General features: G+C 71.1%; 22 protein-coding genes. 14 read left to right on the top strand and 8 right to left on the bottom strand.

Annotation, left to right across the window (positions count from 1 at the left end; genetic code table 11):
• Nucleotides 1-205: 205 nt before the first annotated feature.
• Nucleotides 206-982, bottom strand: coding sequence for a class I SAM-dependent methyltransferase (locus tag MON03_RS15280; protein WP_242089300.1), 777 nt, complete (start codon nt 980-982; stop codon nt 206-208).
• A 44-nt stretch (nt 983-1,026) separates the two neighbouring features.
• On the opposite strand from MON03_RS15280, the gene MON03_RS15275 reads away from it, so the two are divergent.
• A complete protein-coding gene (locus tag MON03_RS15275; protein WP_022903441.1) occupies nt 1,027-1,773 on the top strand; it encodes a phosphoglyceromutase in 747 nt (248 codons plus the stop codon).
• 51 nt (nt 1,774-1,824) lie between these two features.
• Here MON03_RS15275 and MON03_RS15270 read toward each other — a convergent pair whose 3' ends face one another.
• Together MON03_RS15270 and phoU are read right to left on the bottom strand one after the other, a co-directional pair.
• Entirely contained in the window at nt 1,825-2,373 is a 549-nt protein-coding gene (locus MON03_RS15270) for a P-loop nucleotide/nucleoside kinase family protein (RefSeq protein WP_022903442.1), read from the bottom strand.
• Between the two features lie 100 nt (nt 2,374-2,473).
• On the bottom strand, nt 2,474-3,145 hold the full coding sequence (gene phoU, locus MON03_RS15265) for a phosphate signaling complex protein PhoU (protein WP_022903443.1): 672 nt from the start codon (nt 3,143-3,145) through the stop codon (nt 2,474-2,476).
• Between the two features lie 157 nt (nt 3,146-3,302).
• On the opposite strand from phoU, the gene MON03_RS15260 reads away from it, so the two are divergent.
• Both MON03_RS15260 and MON03_RS15255 read left to right on the top strand, forming a co-directional pair.
• Nucleotides 3,303-4,469, top strand: a complete 1,167-nt coding sequence (locus MON03_RS15260) for a sensor histidine kinase (protein WP_022903444.1) — start codon at nt 3,303-3,305, stop codon at nt 4,467-4,469.
• Nucleotides 4,466-5,146, top strand: coding sequence for a response regulator (locus tag MON03_RS15255; protein WP_022903445.1), 681 nt, complete (start codon nt 4,466-4,468; stop codon nt 5,144-5,146). The genes MON03_RS15260 and MON03_RS15255 overlap by 4 nt, the downstream gene beginning before the upstream one ends.
• Nucleotides 5,147-5,231: 85 nt before the next feature.
• Here the strand turns inward: MON03_RS15255 and MON03_RS15250 are convergent, their stop codons facing one another.
• The gene (locus MON03_RS15250) at nt 5,232-5,831 is read right to left on the bottom strand and encodes a hypothetical protein (RefSeq protein ID WP_242089298.1); all 600 of its coding nucleotides are present in this window, start codon (nt 5,829-5,831) and stop codon (nt 5,232-5,234) included.
• 159 nt (nt 5,832-5,990) lie between these two features.
• On the opposite strand from MON03_RS15250, the gene MON03_RS15245 reads away from it, so the two are divergent.
• Genes MON03_RS15245 through rlmB form a run of 4 tightly spaced genes read left to right on the top strand, consistent with a single transcriptional unit; the run spans nt 5,991 to nt 10,171 of the window.
• Entirely contained in the window at nt 5,991-6,473 is a 483-nt protein-coding gene (locus tag MON03_RS15245) for a CarD family transcriptional regulator (protein WP_017888066.1), read from the top strand.
• Nucleotides 6,474-6,486: 13 nt separating this feature from the next.
• On the top strand, nt 6,487-7,686 hold the full coding sequence (gene ispD / locus MON03_RS15240) for a 2-C-methyl-D-erythritol 4-phosphate cytidylyltransferase (protein WP_502798702.1): 1,200 nt from the start codon (nt 6,487-6,489) through the stop codon (nt 7,684-7,686).
• 36 nt (nt 7,687-7,722) lie between these two features.
• Entirely contained in the window at nt 7,723-9,132 is a 1,410-nt protein-coding gene (gene cysS / locus MON03_RS15235) for a cysteine--tRNA ligase (protein WP_242089296.1), read from the top strand.
• Nucleotides 9,133-9,160: 28 nt separating this feature from the next.
• A complete protein-coding gene (gene rlmB, locus MON03_RS15230) occupies nt 9,161-10,171 on the top strand; it encodes a 23S rRNA (guanosine(2251)-2'-O)-methyltransferase RlmB (RefSeq protein ID WP_058726170.1) in 1,011 nt (336 codons plus the stop codon).
• 369 nt (nt 10,172-10,540) lie between these two features.
• Here rlmB and MON03_RS15225 read toward each other — a convergent pair whose 3' ends face one another.
• Both MON03_RS15225 and MON03_RS15220 read right to left on the bottom strand, forming a co-directional pair.
• Complete coding sequence (locus MON03_RS15225; RefSeq protein WP_031273365.1) at nt 10,541-11,848, bottom strand: DUF4032 domain-containing protein; 1,308 nt, start codon at nt 11,846-11,848, stop codon at nt 10,541-10,543.
• Nucleotides 11,849-12,040: 192 nt separating this feature from the next.
• Complete coding sequence (locus tag MON03_RS15220; RefSeq protein ID WP_022903451.1) at nt 12,041-13,141, bottom strand: ABC transporter ATP-binding protein; 1,101 nt, start codon at nt 13,139-13,141, stop codon at nt 12,041-12,043.
• 245 nt (nt 13,142-13,386) lie between these two features.
• Here MON03_RS15220 and MON03_RS15215 point away from each other — a divergent pair, with 245 nt between their 5' ends.
• Nucleotides 13,387-14,352: a DsbA family protein gene (locus MON03_RS15215; RefSeq protein ID WP_242089294.1), complete on the top strand. Its 966-nt coding sequence runs from the start codon at nt 13,387-13,389 to the stop codon at nt 14,350-14,352.
• Between the two features lie 32 nt (nt 14,353-14,384).
• On the opposite strand, the gene ypfJ is transcribed toward MON03_RS15215, so the two are convergent.
• Nucleotides 14,385-15,278, bottom strand: a complete 894-nt coding sequence (ypfJ, locus tag MON03_RS15210) for a KPN_02809 family neutral zinc metallopeptidase (protein ID WP_242089292.1) — start codon at nt 15,276-15,278, stop codon at nt 14,385-14,387.
• 94 nt (nt 15,279-15,372) lie between these two features.
• Between ypfJ and MON03_RS15205 the strand changes: the two genes are divergently transcribed.
• Nucleotides 15,373-16,314 carry a 2-deoxy-5-keto-D-gluconate 6-phosphate aldolase domain-containing protein gene (locus tag MON03_RS15205; protein WP_175327656.1) on the top strand — a complete coding sequence of 314 codons (942 nt, stop codon included), beginning with the start codon at nt 15,373-15,375 and terminating at the stop codon, nt 16,312-16,314.
• Between the two features lie 9 nt (nt 16,315-16,323).
• Here MON03_RS15205 and MON03_RS15200 read toward each other — a convergent pair whose 3' ends face one another.
• On the bottom strand, nt 16,324-17,088 hold the full coding sequence (locus tag MON03_RS15200; protein WP_242089289.1) for an NAD(P)H-hydrate epimerase: 765 nt from the start codon (nt 17,086-17,088) through the stop codon (nt 16,324-16,326).
• A gap of 34 nt (nt 17,089-17,122) precedes the next feature.
• Between MON03_RS15200 and MON03_RS15195 the strand changes: the two genes are divergently transcribed.
• The 5 genes from MON03_RS15195 (at nt 17,123) to MON03_RS15175 (ending at nt 21,179) form a co-directional block, all read left to right on the top strand.
• Nucleotides 17,123-17,908, top strand: coding sequence for an alpha/beta fold hydrolase (locus MON03_RS15195; RefSeq protein ID WP_242089288.1), 786 nt, complete (start codon nt 17,123-17,125; stop codon nt 17,906-17,908).
• Nucleotides 17,909-17,961: 53 nt separating this feature from the next.
• A complete protein-coding gene (locus tag MON03_RS15190) occupies nt 17,962-18,993 on the top strand; it encodes an aldo/keto reductase (RefSeq protein WP_242089286.1) in 1,032 nt (343 codons plus the stop codon).
• Between the two features lie 864 nt (nt 18,994-19,857).
• Nucleotides 19,858-20,094, top strand: a complete 237-nt coding sequence (locus MON03_RS15185; RefSeq protein ID WP_242089284.1) for a hypothetical protein — start codon at nt 19,858-19,860, stop codon at nt 20,092-20,094.
• 165 nt (nt 20,095-20,259) lie between these two features.
• Nucleotides 20,260-20,808: a Panacea domain-containing protein gene (locus MON03_RS15180; protein ID WP_242089282.1), complete on the top strand. Its 549-nt coding sequence runs from the start codon at nt 20,260-20,262 to the stop codon at nt 20,806-20,808.
• Nucleotides 20,772-21,179 (top strand): type II toxin-antitoxin system death-on-curing family toxin, encoded by a 408-nt coding sequence (locus MON03_RS15175; protein WP_350355058.1) that lies wholly within the window; start codon nt 20,772-20,774, stop codon nt 21,177-21,179. Before MON03_RS15180 ends, MON03_RS15175 begins: the two co-directional genes overlap by 37 nt.
• Nucleotides 21,180-21,211 lie beyond the last annotated feature (32 nt).

Genomic DNA, 21,211 nt, shown 5'->3' with positions numbered 1-21,211 from the left:
CGCCCGCGGTGGCTTGCGCTCGGCCGCGAAGCCGCTCGGCCGCTCGGTGCGGGGTTTCTCACACGGTGCGGCGTTGCAACCTCGCACCGTGTGGACGACGTCGCACCGTGCGACGTCCCACCGCGCGACCTCGCACCGTGCGACGTCCCGCCGCGCGACCTCGCACCGTGCGACCTCGCACCGCGCGACGCGGGCGACCCCGGCGTCAGTCGGCCGGGGCCACGGCCTCCCACGGGACGGTGAGCTCGCCGAGGCGCCACCGCGAGCCCCCGTGCAGCACCGGCCAGCCGCGGTCCCGCAGGCCCCCGACGGCCGCGAGCCACCGCTGCCGCGGGCCGTAGGTGCCGAGCGGTGCCGCAACCGCCCAGGCCAGGTCGAGGTCGCGGAGGAAGTCGTGCACGCGTTCCCCGGGGACGTTCCGGTGGATGAGCGCCTTCGGCAGCCGCTCCGCCACCACCGAGGGCACCTCGAGCCCGGCCAACCGGAGCGACACCGTGAAGGACCGCGGGGCGACGTCGTCGAGCGTCACCCACGAGGCCACCCGTCCGACCTCGTTGCACGTGCCCTCGACGAGCGCGCCGCCGGGCTGCAGGCGGTCCTGCATGATCCGCCAGGAGTCGACGACGGCCGACTCGTCGTACTGCCGCAGGACGTTGAACGCCCGGATCACCGCGGGACGACGACCCCCTGGCGTCGGGGTCTCGAAGCCGCCGAGCCGGAAGGTCACACCGTCCCGCGTGCCGGCGTTCGCGAGCGCCACCCGCTCGGGTTCGATCTCGATGCCGGTCACCTCGACGTCCGGGCGGACGCGGGCGAGCCGGTCGCGCATCTCGAGCGTCGTGGTCGGGCGGGCGCCGTACCCGATGTCGGCCACGAGCGGGTCAGCGGTCCGGCGGAGGACCGGGAGCGCGGCGATCCACCGGTCGACGCGACGGAGCCGGTTGACCCCGGTGGTCCCGCGCGTGACGTTCCCGATGGGCATGGCCCCAGGGTAGCGAGGCGCACCCGCTCGGTAGACTCGGGTGCATGACCTCCACGCTCGTCCTGCTCCGTCACGGCAACAGTGACTGGAACCAGAAGAACCTGTTCACCGGTTGGGTCGACGTCCGACTCAGCGAGCTGGGCGAGAAGGAGGCGAAGCGCGCCGGCGAGCTCATCGCCGGGTCGGGCATCGTGCCGGACGTCCTGTACACCTCGCTCCTGACCCGCGCGATCCAGACCGCCGACATCGCCCTGCTCGAGGCCGACCTCGCCTGGCTCCCGGTGAAGCGCGACTGGCGGCTCAACGAGCGCCACTACGGCGACCTGCAGGGCAAGGACAAGGCCCAGACGCTCGAGCAGTACGGCGAGCAGCAGTTCATGGAGTGGCGTCGCTCGTTCGACGTGCCGCCGCCCCCCATCGCCGACGACGCCGAGTGGTCGCAGGCCGGGGACCGCCGCTACGCCGACCTCGGCGACCAACTGCCCCGCACCGAGTCGCTCAAGCTCGTGATCGACCGTCTCCTGCCGTACTGGGAGTCGGACATCACGAAGGACCTCGCCGCCGGCAAGACCGTCCTCGTCACCGCGCACGGCAACTCGCTCCGCGCGCTCGTCAAGCACCTCGACGGCATCTCCGACGACGACATCGCCGGGCTCAACATCCCGACGGGCATCCCGCTCGTGTACGAGCTCGACGACGACTTCCGTCCGACGAAGCCCTCGTACTACCTCGACCCCGAGGCCGCCGCGGCGGGTGCCGCTGCCGTCGCCGCCCAGGGCGCCAAGAAGTAGCACCCCGTCCCACGACGAACGCCTCGCCGACACCGGCGGGGCGTTCGTGCGTCAGACGAAGTGCGCGGCGATCTCCTGCACGAGGGCGCCGACGTCGTAGGGCTTCGCGGTGTCGACCCGGACGACCGGGGCGCCGGGCAGGCCGACCGGCCCCGCCGTGGGACCGTGCTCGTCCCAGAACGCGAGCACCGAGGCGAGGTCGCCGTGCACGTCGTGCCGGACCGGGAGCGTGCCCGGCTCGTAGCGCTCCCGCAGCCGCTCGTCGGCGGTCGCGCGGTCGACGTCGCACCACACCTCGACGACGCGAGGGGACCCTGCGGAGGCGAGCCCTGCCTCCAGGAGGGCGCGGTCACGTGACGGGAGCCAGACGGCGTCGAGGACGACCCCGTTCTCGACGGCCCGCGCCATCGACCACATCGTGTCCATCGCGATCGCGCCGAGGTCGCGCGAGGCGATCATCGGGCCGGCGATGTCGGCCAAGGGCTCCTTGATCCGGTCCTTCGACAGGAACGGGCACCCGAGGACCTCCGCGAGGGCGGCGCCCACGGTGCTCTTGCCCGAACCGGGCATCCCGTTGACGACGATCGCGACCTGAGCCATGCCACGATCCTCCCGTCCGAGCGGGGAGACCGCAAAACGGGAGTCGGCCCGCACCACGCGTACGCGCGGTGCGGGCCGACTCCCGTCGTGCAGTGCCGACTCAGGCCGGGGAGACCGTCACCGAGGACGCGCCTGCCCAGTCGCCCGTCGCCAGGTACTCGACCTTCTTCGCGATCGAGACCGCGTGGTCGGCGAAGCGCTCGTGGTAGCGGGACGCCAGGGTCGCGTCGACCGTGTCGATCGGGTTGCCCTTCCACGTCTCGCCGAGCACGAAGTCGAAGACGCTCGCGTGGAGCTCGTCGACGGCGTCGTCCTCGTCGCGGATCTCCGCCGAGAGCGCGATGTCCTCGGTCGCGAGCAGGCGCGTCAGCTTCTGCGCCATGGCGACGTCGTGGGCGCCCATCTTCTTGAACGTGCCGCGGAGGCCCTTCGGCACGACCTTCTCCGGGAAGCGCTGGCGGGCGAGCTGCGCGATGTGCTCGGCCATGTCGCCCATGCGCTCGAGCGAGGAGCTGACCCGGAGCGCGGTCACGACGACGCGGAGGTCGCGGGCCACGGGGGCCTGGCGAGCGAGGATGTCGATCGCGATCTCGTCGAGGCTGTTCGCGGCCTCGTCGATCTTCGCGTCGTCCGCGATGACCTCCTCGGCGAGGGCGACGTCGGAGTCGCTGAACGCCTGGGTGGCGCGGGTGATGGCGGACTCGACGAGCCCGGCGATCTCGGTCAGTCGCTCCTGGACGTCCTGGAGCTCCTGCTGGAAGACTTCGCGCATGGGGGAGTGCCTCTCTCTGCGGTACCGGACGAGTGTCGTCACCCGAGGTGAACGAACGGTGACGTGCGGTTGAACGTCTCGTCGGACGGCGCCGGAACCGCGCGGGAGGGCGGTGAACGGTGTCCGAACCGCGCGTGACCATCCCTACACTGGCGCCATGGACAACGCGTGGCTCGTGCCACTGTCGATGCTCCTCGGCGGGGTGTTCGGCGCGGGCGTCGTGGTGCTGATCATCACCGCCGAGCGCACGGCGCGTGCAGCCGACGTCGCGGAGCGGACGCTCCCGGACGGTGTGGCAGCGGTGATCGCCACGATGCACAACCCCGCCGTGGTCGTCGACCCCTCGAACACCGTCGTGGCCGCCTCGCCGCAGGCGCTCACGGTCGGCCTGGTCGTGCGCCGACGGCTCGTGCACAAGGAACTCCGCGACCTCGTGGACCGGGTACGCGCGAGCGGGGAGATGGGCTCCGAGGACATGGAGCTGCCCCGCGGCCGACGCGGTGAGCTGATCGGCTACCTGAGCTTCCGGGCCGCGCAGCTCGGCAACCGGTACGTCCTCGTCACCGCGGACGACCTCACCGAGAGCCGGCGCATCGACGAGGTCCGGCGGGACTTCGTCGCGAACATCTCCCACGAGCTGAAGACCCCGATCGGCGCGATCGGCCTGCTGTCCGAGACGCTCGTGGCCGCGGCGGACTCGCCCGAGCACGTGCGGAAGTTCGCCGCCCAGCTCGTCACCGAGTCGGAGCGGCTCGGGGCGCTCACGAAGGACATCATCGAGCTGTCCCGTCTGCAGTCCGTCGACGCGCTCGAGTCCAGCGAGGAGACGTCGATCGACCGCATCGTGCAGGCCGCCGTCGACGCCAACGAGGTCGTCGCCAGCGCCCGCGACATCGACATCGTCCGCGCGAAGAAGACGAAGCTCATGGTGATGGGCGACCCGGGCCTGCTGCAGGTGGCGGTGTCGAACCTCATCGCCAACGCCGTGAAGTACTCGCCGGACGGCACCCGTGTCGGCGTGGGCGTCCGCAGCACGAAGGGCTTCGTGGAGATCGCCGTCACCGACCAGGGCGTCGGCATCCCGGAGGCCGACCTCGACCGCGTGTTCGAACGGTTCTACCGCGTGGACCCCGCCCGGTCGCGGGCCACCGGCGGCACCGGCCTCGGGCTCGCCATCGTCAAGCACGTCGTCGGCAACCACGGCGGCGACGTGCGCGTGTGGTCGCAGCCCGGCAAGGGCTCGACCTTCACCATCCGCCTGCCCGAGGCGGACACCGACCTGACCACCGCACTCGAAGAGCAACTGGAAGAGCAGCCATCGTGACCAAGATCCTCATCGTCGACGACGAGCCGGCCCTGAGCGAGCCCCTGGAGTTCCTGCTGCAGCGCGAGGGGTACGAGACCTCCGTCGCTGCCGACGGCGTGACGGCGCTGTCGAAGTTCGACGCGGAGAACCCCGACCTCGTGCTGCTCGACCTGATGCTGCCGGGGCTGTCCGGCACCGAGGTCTGCCGGCAGATCCGGACCCGGTCGAACGCACCGATCATCATGCTCACGGCGAAGGACTCCGAGGTGGACATCGTGGTCGGGCTCGAACTCGGCGCCGACGACTACGTCACGAAGCCGTACTCGACCCGGGAACTCCTCGCGCGCATCCGAGCCGTGCTCCGTCGTCGGACCGAGGACGACCCGGGCGACTCCGGCATCCTCCAGGTCGGCGGCATCCGGATGGACGTGGAGCGCCACACGGTGTCGGTCGACGGTTCCGAGACGCCGATGCCCCTCAAGGAGTTCGAGCTCCTGGAGCTGCTCCTCCGCAACGCCGGTCGGGTGCTCACGCGCGGGCAGCTCATCGACCGGGTGTGGGGCTCCGACTACTTCGGGGACACCAAGACCCTCGACGTGCACATCAAGCGGCTCCGGTCGAAGATCGAGCGGGTGCCGAGTGCGCCGGAGATCCTCGTCACGGTCCGCGGCCTCGGATACCGCATCGAGGCGTAGCCGCAACGCACCGGAGGCGCGGTGCCGGTCTCGGGGACCGGCGCCGCGCCTCCAGGCGGTTGCGTCGTGCGCTGCGCGCTGTGCGCTACGGGTTGATCGGGGTGTCCGTCGCGTCGCCGGTGGCCTCGCCGGTGGTCGTCTCGCCGCTGGGGGTCTCGGACGCCGCGGGCGTCGGGGCGAGCGTCGTGTACTCCTCCTGCGAGGTGGTCAGGACCGGCACGTTGAGCGAGACGCCCTCGGAGCCCGAGTACGAGAAGTAGACCTTGACGAGCGAGCCCGGCGTGACGTCGGCCTGCTCGAACACGACGTCGTCGCCGGCGGCCGGGGTCGTGCCCTGGGTGCGGTCGCCGTTCGTCTCGGCGCCGCGCGTCGGGGTCGGCGTGGACGAAGCGCTCGGGGCGGCCAGGTCGACGCGGGAGTTCGCGGGCACGTCGACGGTCTGGGTGTCGCCACCGACCTCGATCGAGAGCGTGGCGTCGTCCGAGTCGGAGCTGTTCACGAGCGTGCCGATGAACCGGGCCTGCTCGCCGTCGTCCGAGATGAGCAGCGCGTTCCGGATGTCGATCGAGCCCGTGCGGCCGTTGACGCCGTCGGTGACCTGCTGGATCTCCGCCGTGCCGACCGGCGAGACGAACTCGCAGCCGGTGGCGCCGAGCGCGATGGTTGCCGCAACGGCGACGGACACGAGTACCCGAGCTCGCAAGAGAATCCTCCGGAAGATCACGTTTGGGGACCGGACGGTCCGACCCCATTCTAGCGATCACCTGGGAGGGCGAGTGCCCAGCGGCCCCTTACCCGAACACCCCTTGTGGTAAACTGGGCGTCTCGGAACGGAGCCTGATACATGCAATTCGAGGTCGGCGAGACCGTGGTCTACCCCCATCACGGGGCGGCAACCATCTCTGAAGTGAAGACGCGCGTCATCAAGGGCGAGGAAAAGGTCTACCTGAAGCTGCGTGTGACGCAGGGTGACCTGACGATCGAGGTCCCGGCGGACAACGTCGACCTGGTCGGCGTGCGCGACGTGATCGGCAAGGAAGGGCTCGACAAGGTGTTCGAGGTCCTCCGCGCACCGTTCACCGAGGAACCCACCAACTGGTCGCGCCGGTACAAGGCGAACCTCGAGAAGCTCGCTTCCGGCGACGTGATCAAGGTCTCCGAGGTCGTCCGCGACCTCTGGCGTCGCGACCAGGACCGCGGGCTCTCCGCGGGCGAGAAGCGCATGCTCGCGAAGGCCCGGCAGATCCTGATCTCCGAGCTCGCGCTGGCCGAGAAGACCGACGAGGACAAGGCATCGACCGTCCTCGACGAGGTCCTCGCCTCCTAGCGCGTCCGGACCACTGGACGCCACGACGACCGCTCTGCTCCCCTCCGGGGTGAGCAGGGCGGTCGTCGTCGTCGCGGCCGGGTCCGGGACGCGACTGGGCATCGGCACGGCGAAGGCGTTCGTGCCGGTCGCCGGCTCGCTCATGCTCGCCCGTGCCCTCGAGCCGCTCTTCACCCTGGCGCTGCCGACCCTGGTCGTGGTGGTCGCCCCTGCGGACCGGCTCGACGAGTGCCGTCAGGTGGTCGCCACGGCCGCCGGGGCCGCGGTGCCGTACACGGCGGTCGTCCCGGGAGGCACGGATCGCCACGCGTCGGTCCAGGCCGGCCTGGCAGCGCTGCCCGACTCCGTCGACGTCGTGCTGGTGCACGACGCCGCACGCTGCCTGACGCCCGCGTCGCAGTTCGAGCGCGTGTTCGACGCCGTGGAGACGTCGGGTGACGGCGTCGTCCCCGCGCTGCCGGTCGTGGACACCGTGAAGCGCGTCGACGGAGACGTCGTGCGCGAGACCGTCGACCGCTCGGCGCTCGTCGGTGTCCAGACCCCGCAGGGCTTCCCGCTCGCGGCGCTCCGGCAGGCGTACGCGGTCTCGGCGCGGTCCGAGACCGACGACGCCGGGGTGTTCCAGGCGGCCGGACGCACGGTCCGGTCCGTCCCGGGCGACGCGGACGCGTTCAAGGTCACCACCCGCTGGGACCTCGGCCGGGCCGAGTCGATCGTCCGGGCACGGAACGGCGCCGACGGCCCCGCCGTGCGGATCGGCCTCGGGGTCGACGTGCACGCGTTCGACGCGGGGTCACCGTGCCGCGTCGGGCTGCTCGACTTCCCGGGCGAACCCGGCCTCTCGGGGCACAGCGACGGCGACGCGGTGGCGCACGCCGTGTGCGACGCCCTGCTCTCCGCCGGCGGCCTGGGCGACATCGGCGGCCGCTTCGGCACCGCCGACCCGCGGTACGCCGGAGCCGCCGGAGGCGTCTTCGTGCGGGGTGCGGTGTCGCTGCTCGCCGAGGCCGGACTCGCACCCGTGTCCGTGACCGTGCAGGTCGTCGGGAACCGCCCGCGCATCGGCGCTCGGCGCACGGAGATGCAGGACGCACTGGCCGCCGTCGTCGGAGCGCCGGTCGCGGTGTCCGGCACGACCACCGACGGCCTCGGGTTCACCGGCCGCGGCGAGGGCCTCGCGGCGATCGCGACCGCCGTCGTCCGGCCGGTCTGACGGACCGCGGCACCGGCCGCGCCCTAGTCTTGGAGCGTGACCGTTCGCCTCTACGACTCCCGCGCCGCCGCCGTCGTCGACCTCGTGCCCCTGGTCGACGGACACGTGAGCGTCTACGTCTGTGGTCCCACGGTGCAGTCGTCGCCGCACATCGGCCACCTGCGCTCGGCGCTCGTCTACGACGTCTGGCGTCGGTGGCTGACGTACCGCGGCTACTCGGTCACCCTCGTCCGGAACGTCACCGACATCGACGACAAGGTGCTCGACCTGGCCGCGGGCACCGACGAGGCGTGGTTCGCCCGTGCGTACCGCGTCGAGCTCGAGTTCACGGCCGCCTACCGCGCGCTCGGGATCCTGCCGCCGACCTACGAACCCCGGGCGACCGCGAGCGTGCCGCAGATGCACGAGATCATCGAGCGCCTGATCGAGCGCGGCCACGCCTACGCCGCACAGGACGGCTCCGGGGACGTCTACTTCGACACCGGCAGCTGGGAGTCCTACGGCGCCCTCACCCGGCAGCGCCGCGAGGACATGGTCGACGCTGCCGACGCCGACCCCCGCGGCAAGCGGGACCCGCGCGACTTCGCGCTCTGGAAGGGCCGCAAGACCGGCGAGCCCGACACCGCCGTGTGGGACAGCCCGTGGGGTCCCGGTCGACCGGGCTGGCACATCGAGTGCTCGGCGATGAGCCGGCGCTACCTCGGTCCGGCGTTCGACATCCACGGTGGCGGCCTCGACCTCCGGTTCCCGCACCACGAGAACGAGCTCGCGCAGTCGACCGCCGCGGGTGACCCGTTCGCGACGTACTGGCTGCACAACGGACTCGTGACCGTCGACGGTCAGAAGATGTCGAAGTCGCTCGGCAACTCGATCTTCGCGGCGGACTTCCTCGGTTCCGCGCGACCCGAGGTCGTGCGGTACTTCCTCGGCGCGGCGCACTACCGCTCGTCGATCGACCACCACGCCGGTTCCCTGGCCGAGGCCGAGGCGGCGTACGACCGCATCGAGGGCTTCCTGACCCGTGCGGAACCCCGGCTCGAGGGGATCCCGCTCCGCGACGCCCCCGCCGTCCCCGAGACCTTCGCGGCCGCGATGGACGACGACCTCTCGGTGCCCCAGGCGCTCGCCGTGCTGCACGAGACGGTCCGCGCCGGGAACGCCGCCCTCGACGCCGACGATGCGGAAGCGCTCGGTCTCGCGTACCATCAGGTGGCCGCGATGGTGGAGGTGCTCGGCATCGACCCGCGAGCGGCCCACTGGTCGAGCGGCGGTCAGGACCCCTCGGCCGCCCCGCTCGCAGCCCTCGTCGAACGCCTCGTGCAGGAGCGCGCCGACGCCCGGGCCGCACGGGACTTCGCGACGGCCGACCGCGTGCGTGACGACCTCGCCGCCGCGGGCATCACCATCGAGGACACCGCAGCGGGTACACGCTGGAGCATCGCCTGACCACGGCCGTGCCGAACAGGAGCTGAGCATGAAGAACGTTTCCGGGAGCAAGAAGGGCCGTCCGGGCGCCGTCCGGTCCGGCCGCAAGGGCAACAAGCAGGTCGGCTCCGGCGGACAGGGCGCCCAGGCGCTCGAGGGGCGCAAGCCCACCCCGAAGGCCGAGGACCGTCCGTACCACCCGGCCGGCAAGCGCAAGGCCGCCAAGGAGCGGCTAGAGGCGGCCCGTGGTCGTCACGGTGCCTCGAGCGCCCCGCAGCAGCGGACCGGTCGTCCGCCGCAGCGCAAGAGCGACGACTCCGAGCTGGTCACCGGGCGCAACTCCGTGCTCGAGGCGCTGCGCACGAAGACGCCGTCGACGACGCTCTACATCGCGTCCCGCATCGAGGTCGACGACCGCGTCAAGGAGATCCTCGCGCTCGCCAACCACCGCGGCGTGCCCATCATCGAGCTGATGCGGCCGGAGCTGGACCGCATCACCGGGCACGACAGCGTGCACCAGGGCGTCGCGCTCAAGGTCCCCGCGTACGAGTACGCGGTGTCCGAGGACATCGTCGAGCGGGCGTTCGCGAAGGACGAGGTCCCGCTCATGGTCGCCCTCGACGGCATCACCGACCCGCGGAACCTCGGTGCCATCATCCGCTCCACCGCGGCGTTCGGCGGGCACGGCGTCATCGTGCCCCAGCGTCGTTCGGTCGGTGTGACCGCGAGCGCGTGGAAGACCTCCGCCGGTGCCGCGGCCCGCACCCCGGTCGCGATGGCGCCGAACCTGACCCAGACGCTCAAGTCGCTCAAGTCGATGGGCCTCTTCGTCCTCGGACTCGACGGCGACGGCGACGTGGAACTCGACGGCCTCGAGCTCGCCGACCGCCCGATCGTGATCGTCGTCGGCTCGGAGGGCAAGGGGCTGTCGCGCCTGGTCACCGAGACCTGCGACGCCATCGTGTCGATCCCGATCTCGAGCGCGACCGAGTCGCTCAACGCGGGCATCGCGGCGAGCGTGACCCTGTGGGAGGTCGCGCGGCGTCGTCGCGCCGCGTAGCGACCCGCACGGAGCCGGCGGGGTCACGACACGTCGGATGATGCCCGCCGCACGGTCGCGAGTCGTCGCTGCGCCACCCCGCAGGCGACGGTTCGTGACCGGCGGACGTGCGTCTGTCGGGGTGTTGCGACCGCTCGACGTCCGACATCACCACCGGCGGTGGAGGTGTGGCGGTCCGGACGGCCGGCGCCGGTCTCCGGGACGCCCCCGGGCCTCCGAGGCGGTCGCACTCCCGAACCCCTCGGGTCACGACCCGTCGGCCGGTGTCGGTCGTGTGGTCACGAGGGGTCCGCTGAGCGACGCCGCAGGCGACGGTCGTGAGCGGTCCGCGGCCACCCGGCGGGGTGCCGTGACCGACCGGGGACCGCGTCAGACGCCCGCGCGCCAGTCCTCCACGTCCTCGTCCGCGTCGACGTCGTCGTCGAGCGACACCGGGATCGGTAGCGTCATCGAGGAAGTCGGCGGGTTGATGAGCAGCCGCTCGTCCCGCCGGTGCCGCAGCACGTCGTTGATGTATGCGGTCGTGGCCTCGGGCAGCGACACCGACCGTTCCTCGGCCTGCGACATGAACCAGCGGTGTTCGAGCAGCTCGTGGAAGACCTCGGCGGGCTCCAGCCGTCCGCGGAGGTCGCGCGGGATCGACCGGACGACGGGCTCGAACACCCGCGAGACCCACTCGTGCGCGACCATCTCCTCGTCGAGGGCCTCGCGGCCGTTGCGTGCACGGTACGAGTCGAGGTCGTTGAGCAGGCGCCGGGCCTGGTTCTCACCGGCGTCGAGACCGGTGAGGCGGAGCAGCCGTCGCTGGTGGTGCCCGGCGTCCACCACCTTGGGCTGGATGCGCACCTGTGAACCGCCCTCGGTCGTGTGGATCGAGAGCTCCTCGATGTCGAAGCCGAGGGCGTTGAGCCGCTCGACCCGGTCGTTGATGCGCCAGCGCTCCTTGATGTCGAACTGCTCGGTACCCGTCAGCTCCTTCCAGAGCGTCCGGTACTGCGCCACGATCCGGTTCGAGACGTCGACCGCGTCGGCGTTCTCGTCGAGGCGACCACCGGCCTCGAGGTCCAGCAGCTCGCCGGCGATGTTGACGCGGGCGACCTCGAGGTCGTTCTCGCGCTGCCCGTTCGACAGGCCGCCGGGGTAGAGCTTGCCGGTCTCGGCGTCGACGAGGTAGGCGGCGAAGGCCCCGGCGTCGCGGCGGAAGAGCGTGTTCGAGAGCGAGACGTCGCCCCAGTAGAACCCGATGACGTGCAGGCGCACGAGCAGCAGGGCGAGGGCGTCGACGAGTCGGGTCGCGGTCTCCGGGCGGAGCGTCTGGGAGTAGAGCGCGCGGTACGGCAGCGAGAAGCGGAGGTGCCGGGTGACGAGCACCGGGTGCAGGGGTTCGCCGTCCGCGTCGACGCGGTTCGTGATGACCGCGACCGGGTCCACGCACGGGACGTCCATGCGCTGCAACGTGCGGAGCATCTCGTACTCGGCGCGCGCGACCTCTTCCCCGGTCTCCTTCACCGCGGCGACGTACCCGCTGAGGTGCACGAAACGCACCAGGTGTCGCGAGATGCCCTTCGGCAGCGCGACGATGACGTCGTCCGGCCAGTCCTCGAGCGGTTGGTCCCACGGCAGGTCGAGGAGGCCCGGGTCGACGGTGGCTGCGGTGATGGCGAGGGAGTCGGGCACGGTTGGCTCCTGGTCGTGCGGTGGCTGCGTCGGTTCGGCGGGCTGCGTCGGTCCCGCAGACTGCGTCGGTCCCGCAGACTGCGTCGGTCCGGCACGTTGCGTCGGTCGCGCAGTCTGCTTCCGTTCGGCAGTCTGACAGACGGGAGGCGCGGTGCCAGCTGGCACCGCGCCTCCTGTTCGTCTGTTCCAGCGTCAGGCGCTGACGACGGCCTTGTCGTCGAGGCGGTCGCCCGACTCGGTGTCGAAGGCGTGGACGTGGCCCTGCTTCGGCGAGATGACGATCGTGTCGCCGATCGAGGGGTGCGAACGACCGTCGACGCGCGCGACGATGTCGGTGCGCTGGCCGTTCACGTCGGCGTGACCGTACAGGTAGCCGTCGGCGCCGAGCTCCTCGACGACGTCGACCGTGACCGGCAGCCCCTCGCCCGAGCTCGAGACGATGACGTCCTCGGGGCGGATGCCGACCGTGATGTTGCCGGAGCGGGCGTTCGACAGCGTGTCGCGGTCGATCGGGTGGTTCAGCGTGCCGAACTTGATGCCGCCCTCGACCACGTCGGCCGGCAGCAGGTTCATGGCTGGCGAGCCGATGAAGCCGGCGACGAACACGTTGTTCGGCTTCTCGTAGAGGTCGCGCGGGGAGCCGACCTGCTGGAGGATGCCGTCCTTGAGCACCGCGATGCGGTCACCCATGGTGAGGGCCTCGGTCTGGTCGTGCGTGACGTAGACCGTGGTGACACCGAGGCGGCGCTGCAGCGAGGCGATCTGGGTGCGGGTCTGGACGCGGAGCTTGGCGTCGAGGTTCGACAGCGGCTCGTCCATGAGGAACACCTGCGGCTGACGGACGATCGCGCGGCCCATCGCGACGCGCTGACGCTGACCACCGGAGAGCGCCTTCGGCTTGCGGCCGAGGTACTGCTCGAGGTCGAGGAGCTTCGCAGCCTCCTGCACGCGGGTGGCGCGCTCTTCCTTGCCGACACCGGCGATCTTGAGCGCGAAGCCCATGTTCTCGGCGACGGTCATGTGCGGGTACAGCGCGTAGTTCTGGAAGACCATCGCGATGTCGCGGTCCTTCGGCGGGACGTCGGTGACGTCGCGCTCGCCGATGCGGATCGCGCCGGAGTTGACCTCCTCGAGCCCCGCGAGCATGCGGAGCGAGGTCGACTTGCCACAGCCCGACGGGCCGACGAGGACGAGGAACTCGCCGTCGGCGACGTCCAGGTCGAGGGAGTCGACCGCGGGGCGGGTGCCTCCGGGGTAGAGACGGGTTGCCTTGTCGTAGGTGACGGACGCCATGAGCGTTCGATCCTTCCTTCACCGGCAGGTACGTGCCGGACGATCCGTAGTGAAGCGGTTGCCCGTGGGGGCCCCGGATGGTCGCCGTCGACCATCGGTGCTCATACAACACGACTTCCCCGTGGAGCGCCAGTGGTTCCCGGCTGGTTGGGTGGTTCCCAGAGCAGCCCACTACAATCGCCGGGTCCGTCCGCCGAGTGGGGGCGCGGAGCGTGCGGACACCCGATCAGGAGGACTCCACACCGATGACCAACCGCCCCGAGGGTGACGCCCGCCCCGAGCGTGCAGCCGCTGATCGTGCCGCGCGGGCAGCCGCCGGTCGGAACCACCGCCGCGAGGCTGCCCGGCAGCGCGCGCAGCGGCACCGCACCCGGCAGAAGCGTCGGCAGCGCGGGACGAGGCTCGGCATCCAGATCGGCATCGGCGTCGTGCTCCTCGCAGCGGCCACCATCGTCACGCTCGTCCTCGTCGACTCGGCACGGCCGGCAGGCCCCGGGCCATCGAACATGTCGCAGGGCGGCATCACGATCGGGCAGGGCCTGAAGGCGCAGACCACCGGCGCCACCCCGTCCGCATCGTCGTCGGACGGCTCCGGCACGGTGCACATCACGACCTACATCGACTACCTCTGCCCGACGTGCGGGCAGTTCGAGAAGGCGAACGGCGAGTACATCCAGGGCCTCGTCGACTCCGGTGCCGCCACGGTCGACATCCACCCGGTGGCGATCCTGGCGAACCGCTCGCAGGGCACGAAGTACTCGCTCCGGGCCGCGAACGCAGCCGCGTGCGTCGCGGACCGTTCGCCGGACCAGTTCTTCGCGTTCAACACCGCCCTGTTCGCCGAGCAGCCCGAGGAGGGCACCGCGGGCCTCAGCGACGCCGACCTCGTGAGCGTCGTCCGCAGCGTCGACGGCGTGCGCGACCAGCGGGCGATCGCCGACTGCATCCGCGACCAGACCTACGCGCGCTGGGTGACCGAGCGCACGAACGACGTCTCCGACGGGAAGATCCCGGGGACCGACCTGACGAGCTTCCCGGGCACGCCGCTCGTGCTCGTGAACGGGCAGCAGTACCAGCTCACCGACCCGATCACGAACGACGACTTCCGGACGTTCGTGCTCAGCGCGGCCGGGTCGACCGACGCCACCACGACGCCGACCCCGACGCCGACGCCGACGCCGACCCCGTCGGCCAGCGCCAGCTCCGACTGACCGCCGGGCTCAGCGGGCCCAGCCGGACACGGTCAGAGGGCCGAGCCGGGCACGCTGAGGGTGTCGCACGACGTCGCGCCCTGCTGGTAGCCGCGGAGGAACCACCGCTGGCGCTGCTCGCTCGACCCGTGCGTGAACGAGTCGGGGTCCACCGAGCCGGTCGCCCGCCGCTGGATGCTGTCGTCGCCCACGGCGCTCGCCGCGGACAGCGCGTCGTCGATCTGTGACCGGGTGATCGGCTCGAAGAAGGTCTGCCCGTTCGCGTCCTCGGTGTTCGCAGCATCGCCGACCCAAGCGCCCGCGTAGCAGTCGGCTTGGAGCTCGACGCGGACACTGCCCGAGGTCGCGCCGGTGCCCGACCGGTCCGTGTCGGCGAACGTGCCCTGCAGCTGCTGCACGTGGTGGCCCCACTCGTGCGCGACGACGTACATCTGCGCGAGCGGTCCGCCCGACGACCCGTACCGCGACTGGAGCTCGTCGTAGAACGACGTGTCGACGTACAGCGCGCGGTCCGGCGGGCAGTAGAACGGCCCGGTCGCGGACGACGCCGTCCCGCAGCCCGTGTCGGTCGAGTCCTGGAAGAGGTAGAAGTCCGGCCTCGTGTACGAGGCCCCGAGCTTCGGCGCCTCCGCCGACCAGTACGCGTCGAGCGACTCGGCGGCCCCCTCCATCCGGCACTCCACCGAGGCGTTCGCGTCCCGGCCGGTCCGGCACTCGGGCGCGGCGTCCACGGTGTCGCCGCCCTGCTGGATCGTCGTGACGCCGCTGCCGCCGCCGAGCACCCCGGACAGGTCCACCCCGGTGAACTGCGCGATCAGGAACACCACGATCGCGCCGACACCGAGCGCCCCGCCACCCACCGCGGCCGTGCGCCCGCGCCGCTTGACCCTGCCGCCGGACAGCTGCGAGTCGTCGTTGAACGTCATGCCCCGAATGTACGGACGGCGGCAGCGCGGTGCTCACACCGGGCGGGGTGCGCCCACTGAGCGGGCATCGAGGGGTCGCGAGCAGCATGGCGGCATGGCCGACCTCGACGAACAGCACCCCCTCTTCCTCCTCGCGATGGACCAGCGGTCCTCGCTCCTGGAGCACACCTACGGCGACGATTCCGGCGAGCCCGCCGACGAGGCCGACGCCGAACGCGTCCGGGCCGGCAAGCAGCTCGTCTACCGCGGTCTCCTCGGCGCCCTCGCCGCCGGGGCGTCACGGGACCGGACCGGCGTCCTCGTGGACGAGCGGTACGGCGCCGACGTCGCCCGGCTCGTCCGGGAGGCAGGGCTCCAGCTCGCCATGCCGATCGAGCGCTCCGGCCGCGACTGGTTCGAGCTCGAGTACGGCGACGACTGGACCGCGCACGTCGACGCGTTCGACCCCGACTTCGTGAAGGTCCTCGTCCGGGACAACCCCGCGTTCGACGCCGACGACCGTGCGGCGCAGGCGGAGCGTCTCGCCGAGGTCTCCCGCACCCTGCACGGGGCCGGTCGGGCGTTCCTGGTCGAGCTGCTCGTGCCGGGCACCGACGAACAGCAGGCAGCCGCGGACGACTACGACCGCGACGTTCGCCCCGGGCTCGTCGTCGAGGTCGTCGGGTACCTGCAGGAGCACGGCGTCGAGCCGGACGTGTGGAAGCTCGAGGGTCTCGACCGCTCCGAGGACGCCGAGCGCGTCGTCGCCGCGGTCCGGGCCGGTGGGCGCGACGGCGTGCAGTGCATCGTGCTCGGACGGGACGCCCCCGAGGAGCAGCTCGACCACTGGCTCCGGGTCGCGGCGCCGGTCGACGGCTTCGTCGGCTTCGCCATCGGCCGGAGCAACTGGCAGGACGCGCTCGACGACGTCGTGCAGCAGGGGCTCGACCACGAGGCGGCCGAGCGGCTCATCGCGGCGAACTACCGGCACTTCGTCGACACCTGGCTCGAGGCGCGCCCCGACGTGGTGCACGGAGTGGACGCCGGCGCCTCCTGACCGTCCGGGTCAGGTACGGACCAGTGGCTCCACGCCCGCGAGGTCCGCGGCGATCCCGACGTCGACGAGCTCGATCCGGCCGGCGAGGGTCGCCGCGGGGCCGACCAACAGCCCTGCCTTGACCCCGCCGAAGGTGACGGTCACGTCGGCGTGCAGCACGTGCTCGTCCGCGACACCGCCCGTGTCGACGTCGATGCCGCTCGGCACGTCGACAGCCACGACGAACGGGGCCCGCTGGTCGCGGGCGAGTTCCCGCAGCGCGTCCACGACCTCCCGGGCGGGGGAGCGCAGGGGACCGGACGCCCCGATGCCCAGGATCCCGTCGAGCACGAGGTCGGCGTCGAGCGCCGCCTCCGCGGCGACCGCCGCGAGGCGGCCGCCCTCGTCCGGCACCGCGGCGCGCAGGATGTCCGCAGCACCCGCGTCCGTCCCGGTGGATCCGCTGTCACCGGGACCCGCCAGGAGGCGCGCCCCGGCGTCCAGCGCCGCTGCCAGGCCCGCCTCGTGGACGCGTGAGCCGACGCGCAGCACCGCCACGCGCCTCCCGGCCGACGCCAGCCGCGCACCCGCGAACAGCGCGTCACCGCCGTTGTCGCCGCTCCCGACCAGCAGCAGGACCGAACCCGGTCCGTCACCCGGTCGCACGGCGGGGTCGTCGAGGAGGTCCGCGACGACCCGGGCGAGCCCGTCGGCCGCGCGCTGCATGAGGGGTTCGCCCGCGTCGAGGTGCGGCCGCTCCGCCGCCCGGATCTGGTCCGCTCCGTAGCCGTCCATGGCGACCACAGTGCCCCGCTAGCCTGGGGTCGCCATGTCACTCGTCCCCGAAGCGCCCCGTCCCCGTGCAGTGATGTCCCCGGACGGCCTCCCGATCGCCACGTACGACTTCGGGGACCCGGACGCTCCGGTCGTCGTCGCGGTGCACGGGTTCGCGTCCGGCGCCCTGCTCAACTGGCACGCGTCGGGCTGGACCCGCGACCTGCTCCGCGCCGGGTACCGCGTCGTCGCGCTCGACCAGCGCGGGCACGGCGCGTCCGCGAAGCCGCACGACCCCGACGCGTACTCGATGGAGCTCCTCGTCGCGGACGTCGTCAGTGTCATCGACACCTACCTGCTCGACGACGTCGCCTACCTCGGCTACTCGCTCGGGGCACGCGTCGGCTGGCACACCGCCGAGCGGCTGCCCGACCGGGTCTCCCGGGCCGTGTTCGGCGGCATCCCGGACGCCGACCCGATGCGTCGCGTCGCGGTCGACCAGGCGAGGGCGTTCCTCGCGGACGGCACCCCGATCGAGGACCGCGTGACGAACGGGTACCTCACGATGGCGTCGGGCGTCGAGGGGAACGACCTCCGGGCCCTCGTCGCGATGGTCGAGGGGATGCGGGACAGCATCGAGCCGACGCCGGCGAACGCCCCGTCGCAGCCGCTGCTCATGGCGGCGGGCAGCGAGGACGGCATCAAGGACAGCGCGGTGCGGCTCGCTGCGGCAGCACCGGACGCGCGGTTCTTCGAGATCCCGGGGCGCAACCACTTCAACGCCCCGACGTCGCGGGACTTCCGGCAGGCGGCGATCGCGTTCCTGTCCGAGGGCCGCTGACAGGTACTCGTGGATCCCCTCGGTCCACGCGCTCCGGGCGTAGCGTCCCGGCCATGGACTACAGACTCCTCGGCAACAGCGGGACATCGGTGTCGACGCTGACCCTCGGCACCATGACGTTCGGCAGCGAAGCCGACGAACCCACCTCCCACCAGATGCTCGACACGTTCGTCGCGGCCGGCGGCACGCTCGTCGACACCGCCGACGTGTACTCGGGCAACGAGTCCGAGCGCATCATCGGGCGCTGGCTCACGGCGCACCCCACCGAGGCGCAGCAGGTCGTCCTCGCGACCAAGGGCCGCTTCCCCCAGGGCGACGGGCCGAACGACGTCGGGCTCTCCCGCCGCCACCTCGCGCGGGCGCTCGACGCCTCGCTCGACCGGCTCGGCGTCGAGACGATCGACCTGTACCAGATGCACGCGTGGGACGCCCTCACCCCGATCGAGGAGACCCTGCGCTTCCTCGACGACGCCGTGTCCGCCGGCAAGATCGGGTCGTACGGGTTCTCGAACTACCTCGGCTACCAGATCACCAAGGCCGTGTACGAGGCCCGCGGCCACGGATGGGCGCCGCCCGTGACGCTCCAGCCGCAGTACAACCTCCTCGTCCGCGACATCGAGCACGAGGTCGTCCCCGCCTGCCTCGACGCCGGCATCGGCCTGCTGCCGTGGTCGCCCCTCGCCGGCGGATGGCTGTCCGGGAAGTACCAGCGCGACGAGGCACCCACCGGCGCGACCCGCCTCGGCGAGAACCCGCAGCGCGGCATGGAGGCCTGGGAGGCCCGCAACGGGGACGAGCGCACGTGGGCCGTCCTCGACGCCGTGGCCGCTGTCGCCGACGCGCACGGCGCCTCGAAGTCCCAGGTCGCCCTCGCCTGGCTGCTCGCCCAGCCCGCCGTCACGAGCGTCATCCTCGGCGCCCGGACGGTCTCGCAGCTCGAGGACAACCTCGGTGCCGCCGACCTCGTCCTCGACGAGTCCGAACTCCGCAGGCTGACCGATGCCAGCGCTCCCCGGATCGACGACTACCCGTACGGAACCGCAGGTGTGGCGCAGCGCGAACGGAAGATCACGGGAGGCCGCTGACCGCCCGCTGCGACGTCCATGCGGAAAGCCGCGCAATCGGCACGCGAGTGTGGACTTCCGTTTCGGTGCGGTGTCATCCTCTTCTCACGACCGGCTGGTTACCGTGTCGAGCGATGAGGAACACCCCCTGATCCGTGTTCCACGTACGCCGGAGGCCCGGGCGATCACTCGCCCGGGCCTCCGTCTTCCCGGCGATCACGCGCGGCCAGCATCGTCGGTGCAGAGGGCCGGCAGCGGGACTCGAACCCGCAACCCCCGTTCACGGGCTGACCGATCATGAGTGATTTGCCACTTAGCAATATCCCCGATCGCGTTCCATTTGGAACGGTCCCGCCCGGCGCATCCCGCGTGGCTCCGCGGGCACGGTTTTCGATGAAAGCGGTGAGTTACCGTGCACGCCGGGACGATGTCAGCGGGCGCGACTACCGTTGTGGCGATGACCGCCCGATTCGCCCCGTTCGCGAATCGGTTCTGCGCGTCCTGCGGGCGTCCGATCGAACAGGCGTGGCAGCGTCAGCCGAGCGGTTCGTTCGTCGCGGTGGACTTCATCTGGTGCGAGCCCTGCGAGCTCGGCCTGGCAGCTGACGCCACGTGGCCGGTCGAGCTGCGCGTCGTCGAGGACGGCTACCCAGGACACCCAGAGGATGCGCGCCCGGTCGCCGCGTGCTCCACTCACATCTGGGTGCACGCAGGGGTCGGCGTCGACGGCCCACGTGTCTGCGCGAGGTGCCTCGAGGAGGAACCAACCGAGCAGGGTTGATTTGGACCGAATCAACCCTGTGGGGTAGTCGTGTCGGTCGTCGGTGCCACGCTCCCCGCATGCCCGAGTCTCGCTGGTCGCCGCCCCATCATCCGGATCCGCGGATGCCGCACATCGTCGAGATGGCGCCGGACCCGGACGCCCAGGAGCTCGACCCGCACCCTCCCGTGTGGGTCCGCATCGACGTCGAGGGGCATGGCGTCGAGAAGTGTGTCGGGTTCGCGTTCAAGGCTTCGCCGCTCGCCGTCTATGTGCAGTTGCAGTACCTCGGCAGGACGCATCACGTGTGGGTGGAGCGGCGGCAGGTCACGCACCGTCGGATCGCACCGTGGGTGACCTGACGCTGCGTCGATCTCCAACGGGACCTCGTCAGGTATGTCGGTTACATGAGTGATTCGCCGACGCTTGTTCCGTATGATGTCCAGTAGCACTGTGGATAACTGCCCCTCGAGTTGGGGATAAGTTGTGGACTACCCGGTGCACAACCTGGACTGGGAGGTGTCGAGATGACTGATGTGCTGACCGTTGCGAGCTACATCGAGGAGACGCTCAAGCTTCCTCGTTACGACACCAAGAAGCTTCAGAAGCTCGTCTACTTCGCCCAGGCCTGGTCCCTTGCATGGACCGGGAAGAAGATCTTCCCCAACCAGTTCGAGGCGTGGCCAGATGGACCGGTAGTTCGTGAGCTCTTCAGGATGCAGAAGCACTATGAGCTTCCGGCGTATGACGGCTCTCTTCCACTTGCGCAGCGCGAGATCATCGATTCAGTGCTTGCCTACTACGGGCAGCTGGGTCACCAGGACTTGATCGATCTGACGCACGAGCACACCCCGTGGCTAGAAGCTCGCGGCAGTCTCGCACCCACCGCGCCGTCGCAAGCACACCTCAACGACGGCACGCTGCGCAGTTTCTACACGCAGCGTGCCATCTGTGACCCGGATGGTCCGACTCGTCAAACAAGTCTGTTCGTGCTAACGGACGACAGTGCGGATGCGATCGGCGACGTCGTGAGTGCCGAGTGGGAAGAGACTCTGTCTCTTCTCGCGAACGCTTGACTGTCTTCCTCACGGTCGCACAGGTCATCCGGTACCACGATCGTGAGAGTTCAGCTGCTCTGAACGACCGAGGAAAGCTCGAGAGTGCGGTTGCGAGGCCGATGTCAGGCTTCGGCGGGCACCTCGTTCACGCAACCTTGTGGACGCAGGCCGCCTCGCTCCTGCATGCGATTGATCGCGCCCAGGCCTTTGGCGACGGGAACAAGCGAACGGCCTGGTTCTCAACTGCAGCTTTCCTTCGAGCGAACGGCTTCCGCCTGGTGGTTGCGCAGACCGAAGCAGCAGAGTTCTCGAAGGCCGTCGGTCGAGGAGAGCACGATGTGTCGAGCATCGCCATGTGGCTCTTCGCGCACGCCGAAGAGCTTCCCTGATCCGACTTCACCACGATGGCCCCCGTTCCCGG

It is taken from the genome of Curtobacterium sp. DN_7.5, from assembly GCF_022655355.1.
In the GTDB taxonomy this organism is placed as follows: domain Bacteria; phylum Actinomycetota; class Actinomycetes; order Actinomycetales; family Microbacteriaceae; genus Curtobacterium; species Curtobacterium luteum.
This window is presented reverse-complemented; position numbering and strand designations above follow the sequence as displayed.

Coding starts and splice junctions, on each gene's coding strand:
- MON03_RS15185 (WP_242089284.1), top strand. CDS start 19,858: ATGCCGCACATCGTCGAGATGGCGCCGGACCCGGACGCCCAGGAGCTC.
- rlmB (WP_058726170.1), top strand. CDS start 9,161: ATGAAGAACGTTTCCGGGAGCAAGAAGGGCCGTCCGGGCGCCGTCCGG.
- phoU (WP_022903443.1), bottom strand. CDS start 3,145: ATGCGCGAAGTCTTCCAGCAGGAGCTCCAGGACGTCCAGGAGCGACTG.
- MON03_RS15195 (WP_242089288.1), top strand. CDS start 17,123: ATGTCACTCGTCCCCGAAGCGCCCCGTCCCCGTGCAGTGATGTCCCCG.
- MON03_RS15190 (WP_242089286.1), top strand. CDS start 17,962: ATGGACTACAGACTCCTCGGCAACAGCGGGACATCGGTGTCGACGCTG.
- ypfJ (WP_242089292.1), bottom strand. CDS start 15,278: ATGACGTTCAACGACGACTCGCAGCTGTCCGGCGGCAGGGTCAAGCGG.
- MON03_RS15245 (WP_017888066.1), top strand. CDS start 5,991: ATGCAATTCGAGGTCGGCGAGACCGTGGTCTACCCCCATCACGGGGCG.
- MON03_RS15280 (WP_242089300.1), bottom strand. CDS start 982: ATGCCCATCGGGAACGTCACGCGCGGGACCACCGGGGTCAACCGGCTC.
- MON03_RS15180 (WP_242089282.1), top strand. CDS start 20,260: ATGACTGATGTGCTGACCGTTGCGAGCTACATCGAGGAGACGCTCAAG.
- MON03_RS15215 (WP_242089294.1), top strand. CDS start 13,387: ATGACCAACCGCCCCGAGGGTGACGCCCGCCCCGAGCGTGCAGCCGCT.
- MON03_RS15260 (WP_022903444.1), top strand. CDS start 3,303: ATGGACAACGCGTGGCTCGTGCCACTGTCGATGCTCCTCGGCGGGGTG.
- MON03_RS15205 (WP_175327656.1), top strand. CDS start 15,373: ATGGCCGACCTCGACGAACAGCACCCCCTCTTCCTCCTCGCGATGGAC.
- MON03_RS15200 (WP_242089289.1), bottom strand. CDS start 17,088: ATGGACGGCTACGGAGCGGACCAGATCCGGGCGGCGGAGCGGCCGCAC.
- MON03_RS15275 (WP_022903441.1), top strand. CDS start 1,027: ATGACCTCCACGCTCGTCCTGCTCCGTCACGGCAACAGTGACTGGAAC.
- MON03_RS15270 (WP_022903442.1), bottom strand. CDS start 2,373: ATGGCTCAGGTCGCGATCGTCGTCAACGGGATGCCCGGTTCGGGCAAG.
- MON03_RS15220 (WP_022903451.1), bottom strand. CDS start 13,141: ATGGCGTCCGTCACCTACGACAAGGCAACCCGTCTCTACCCCGGAGGC.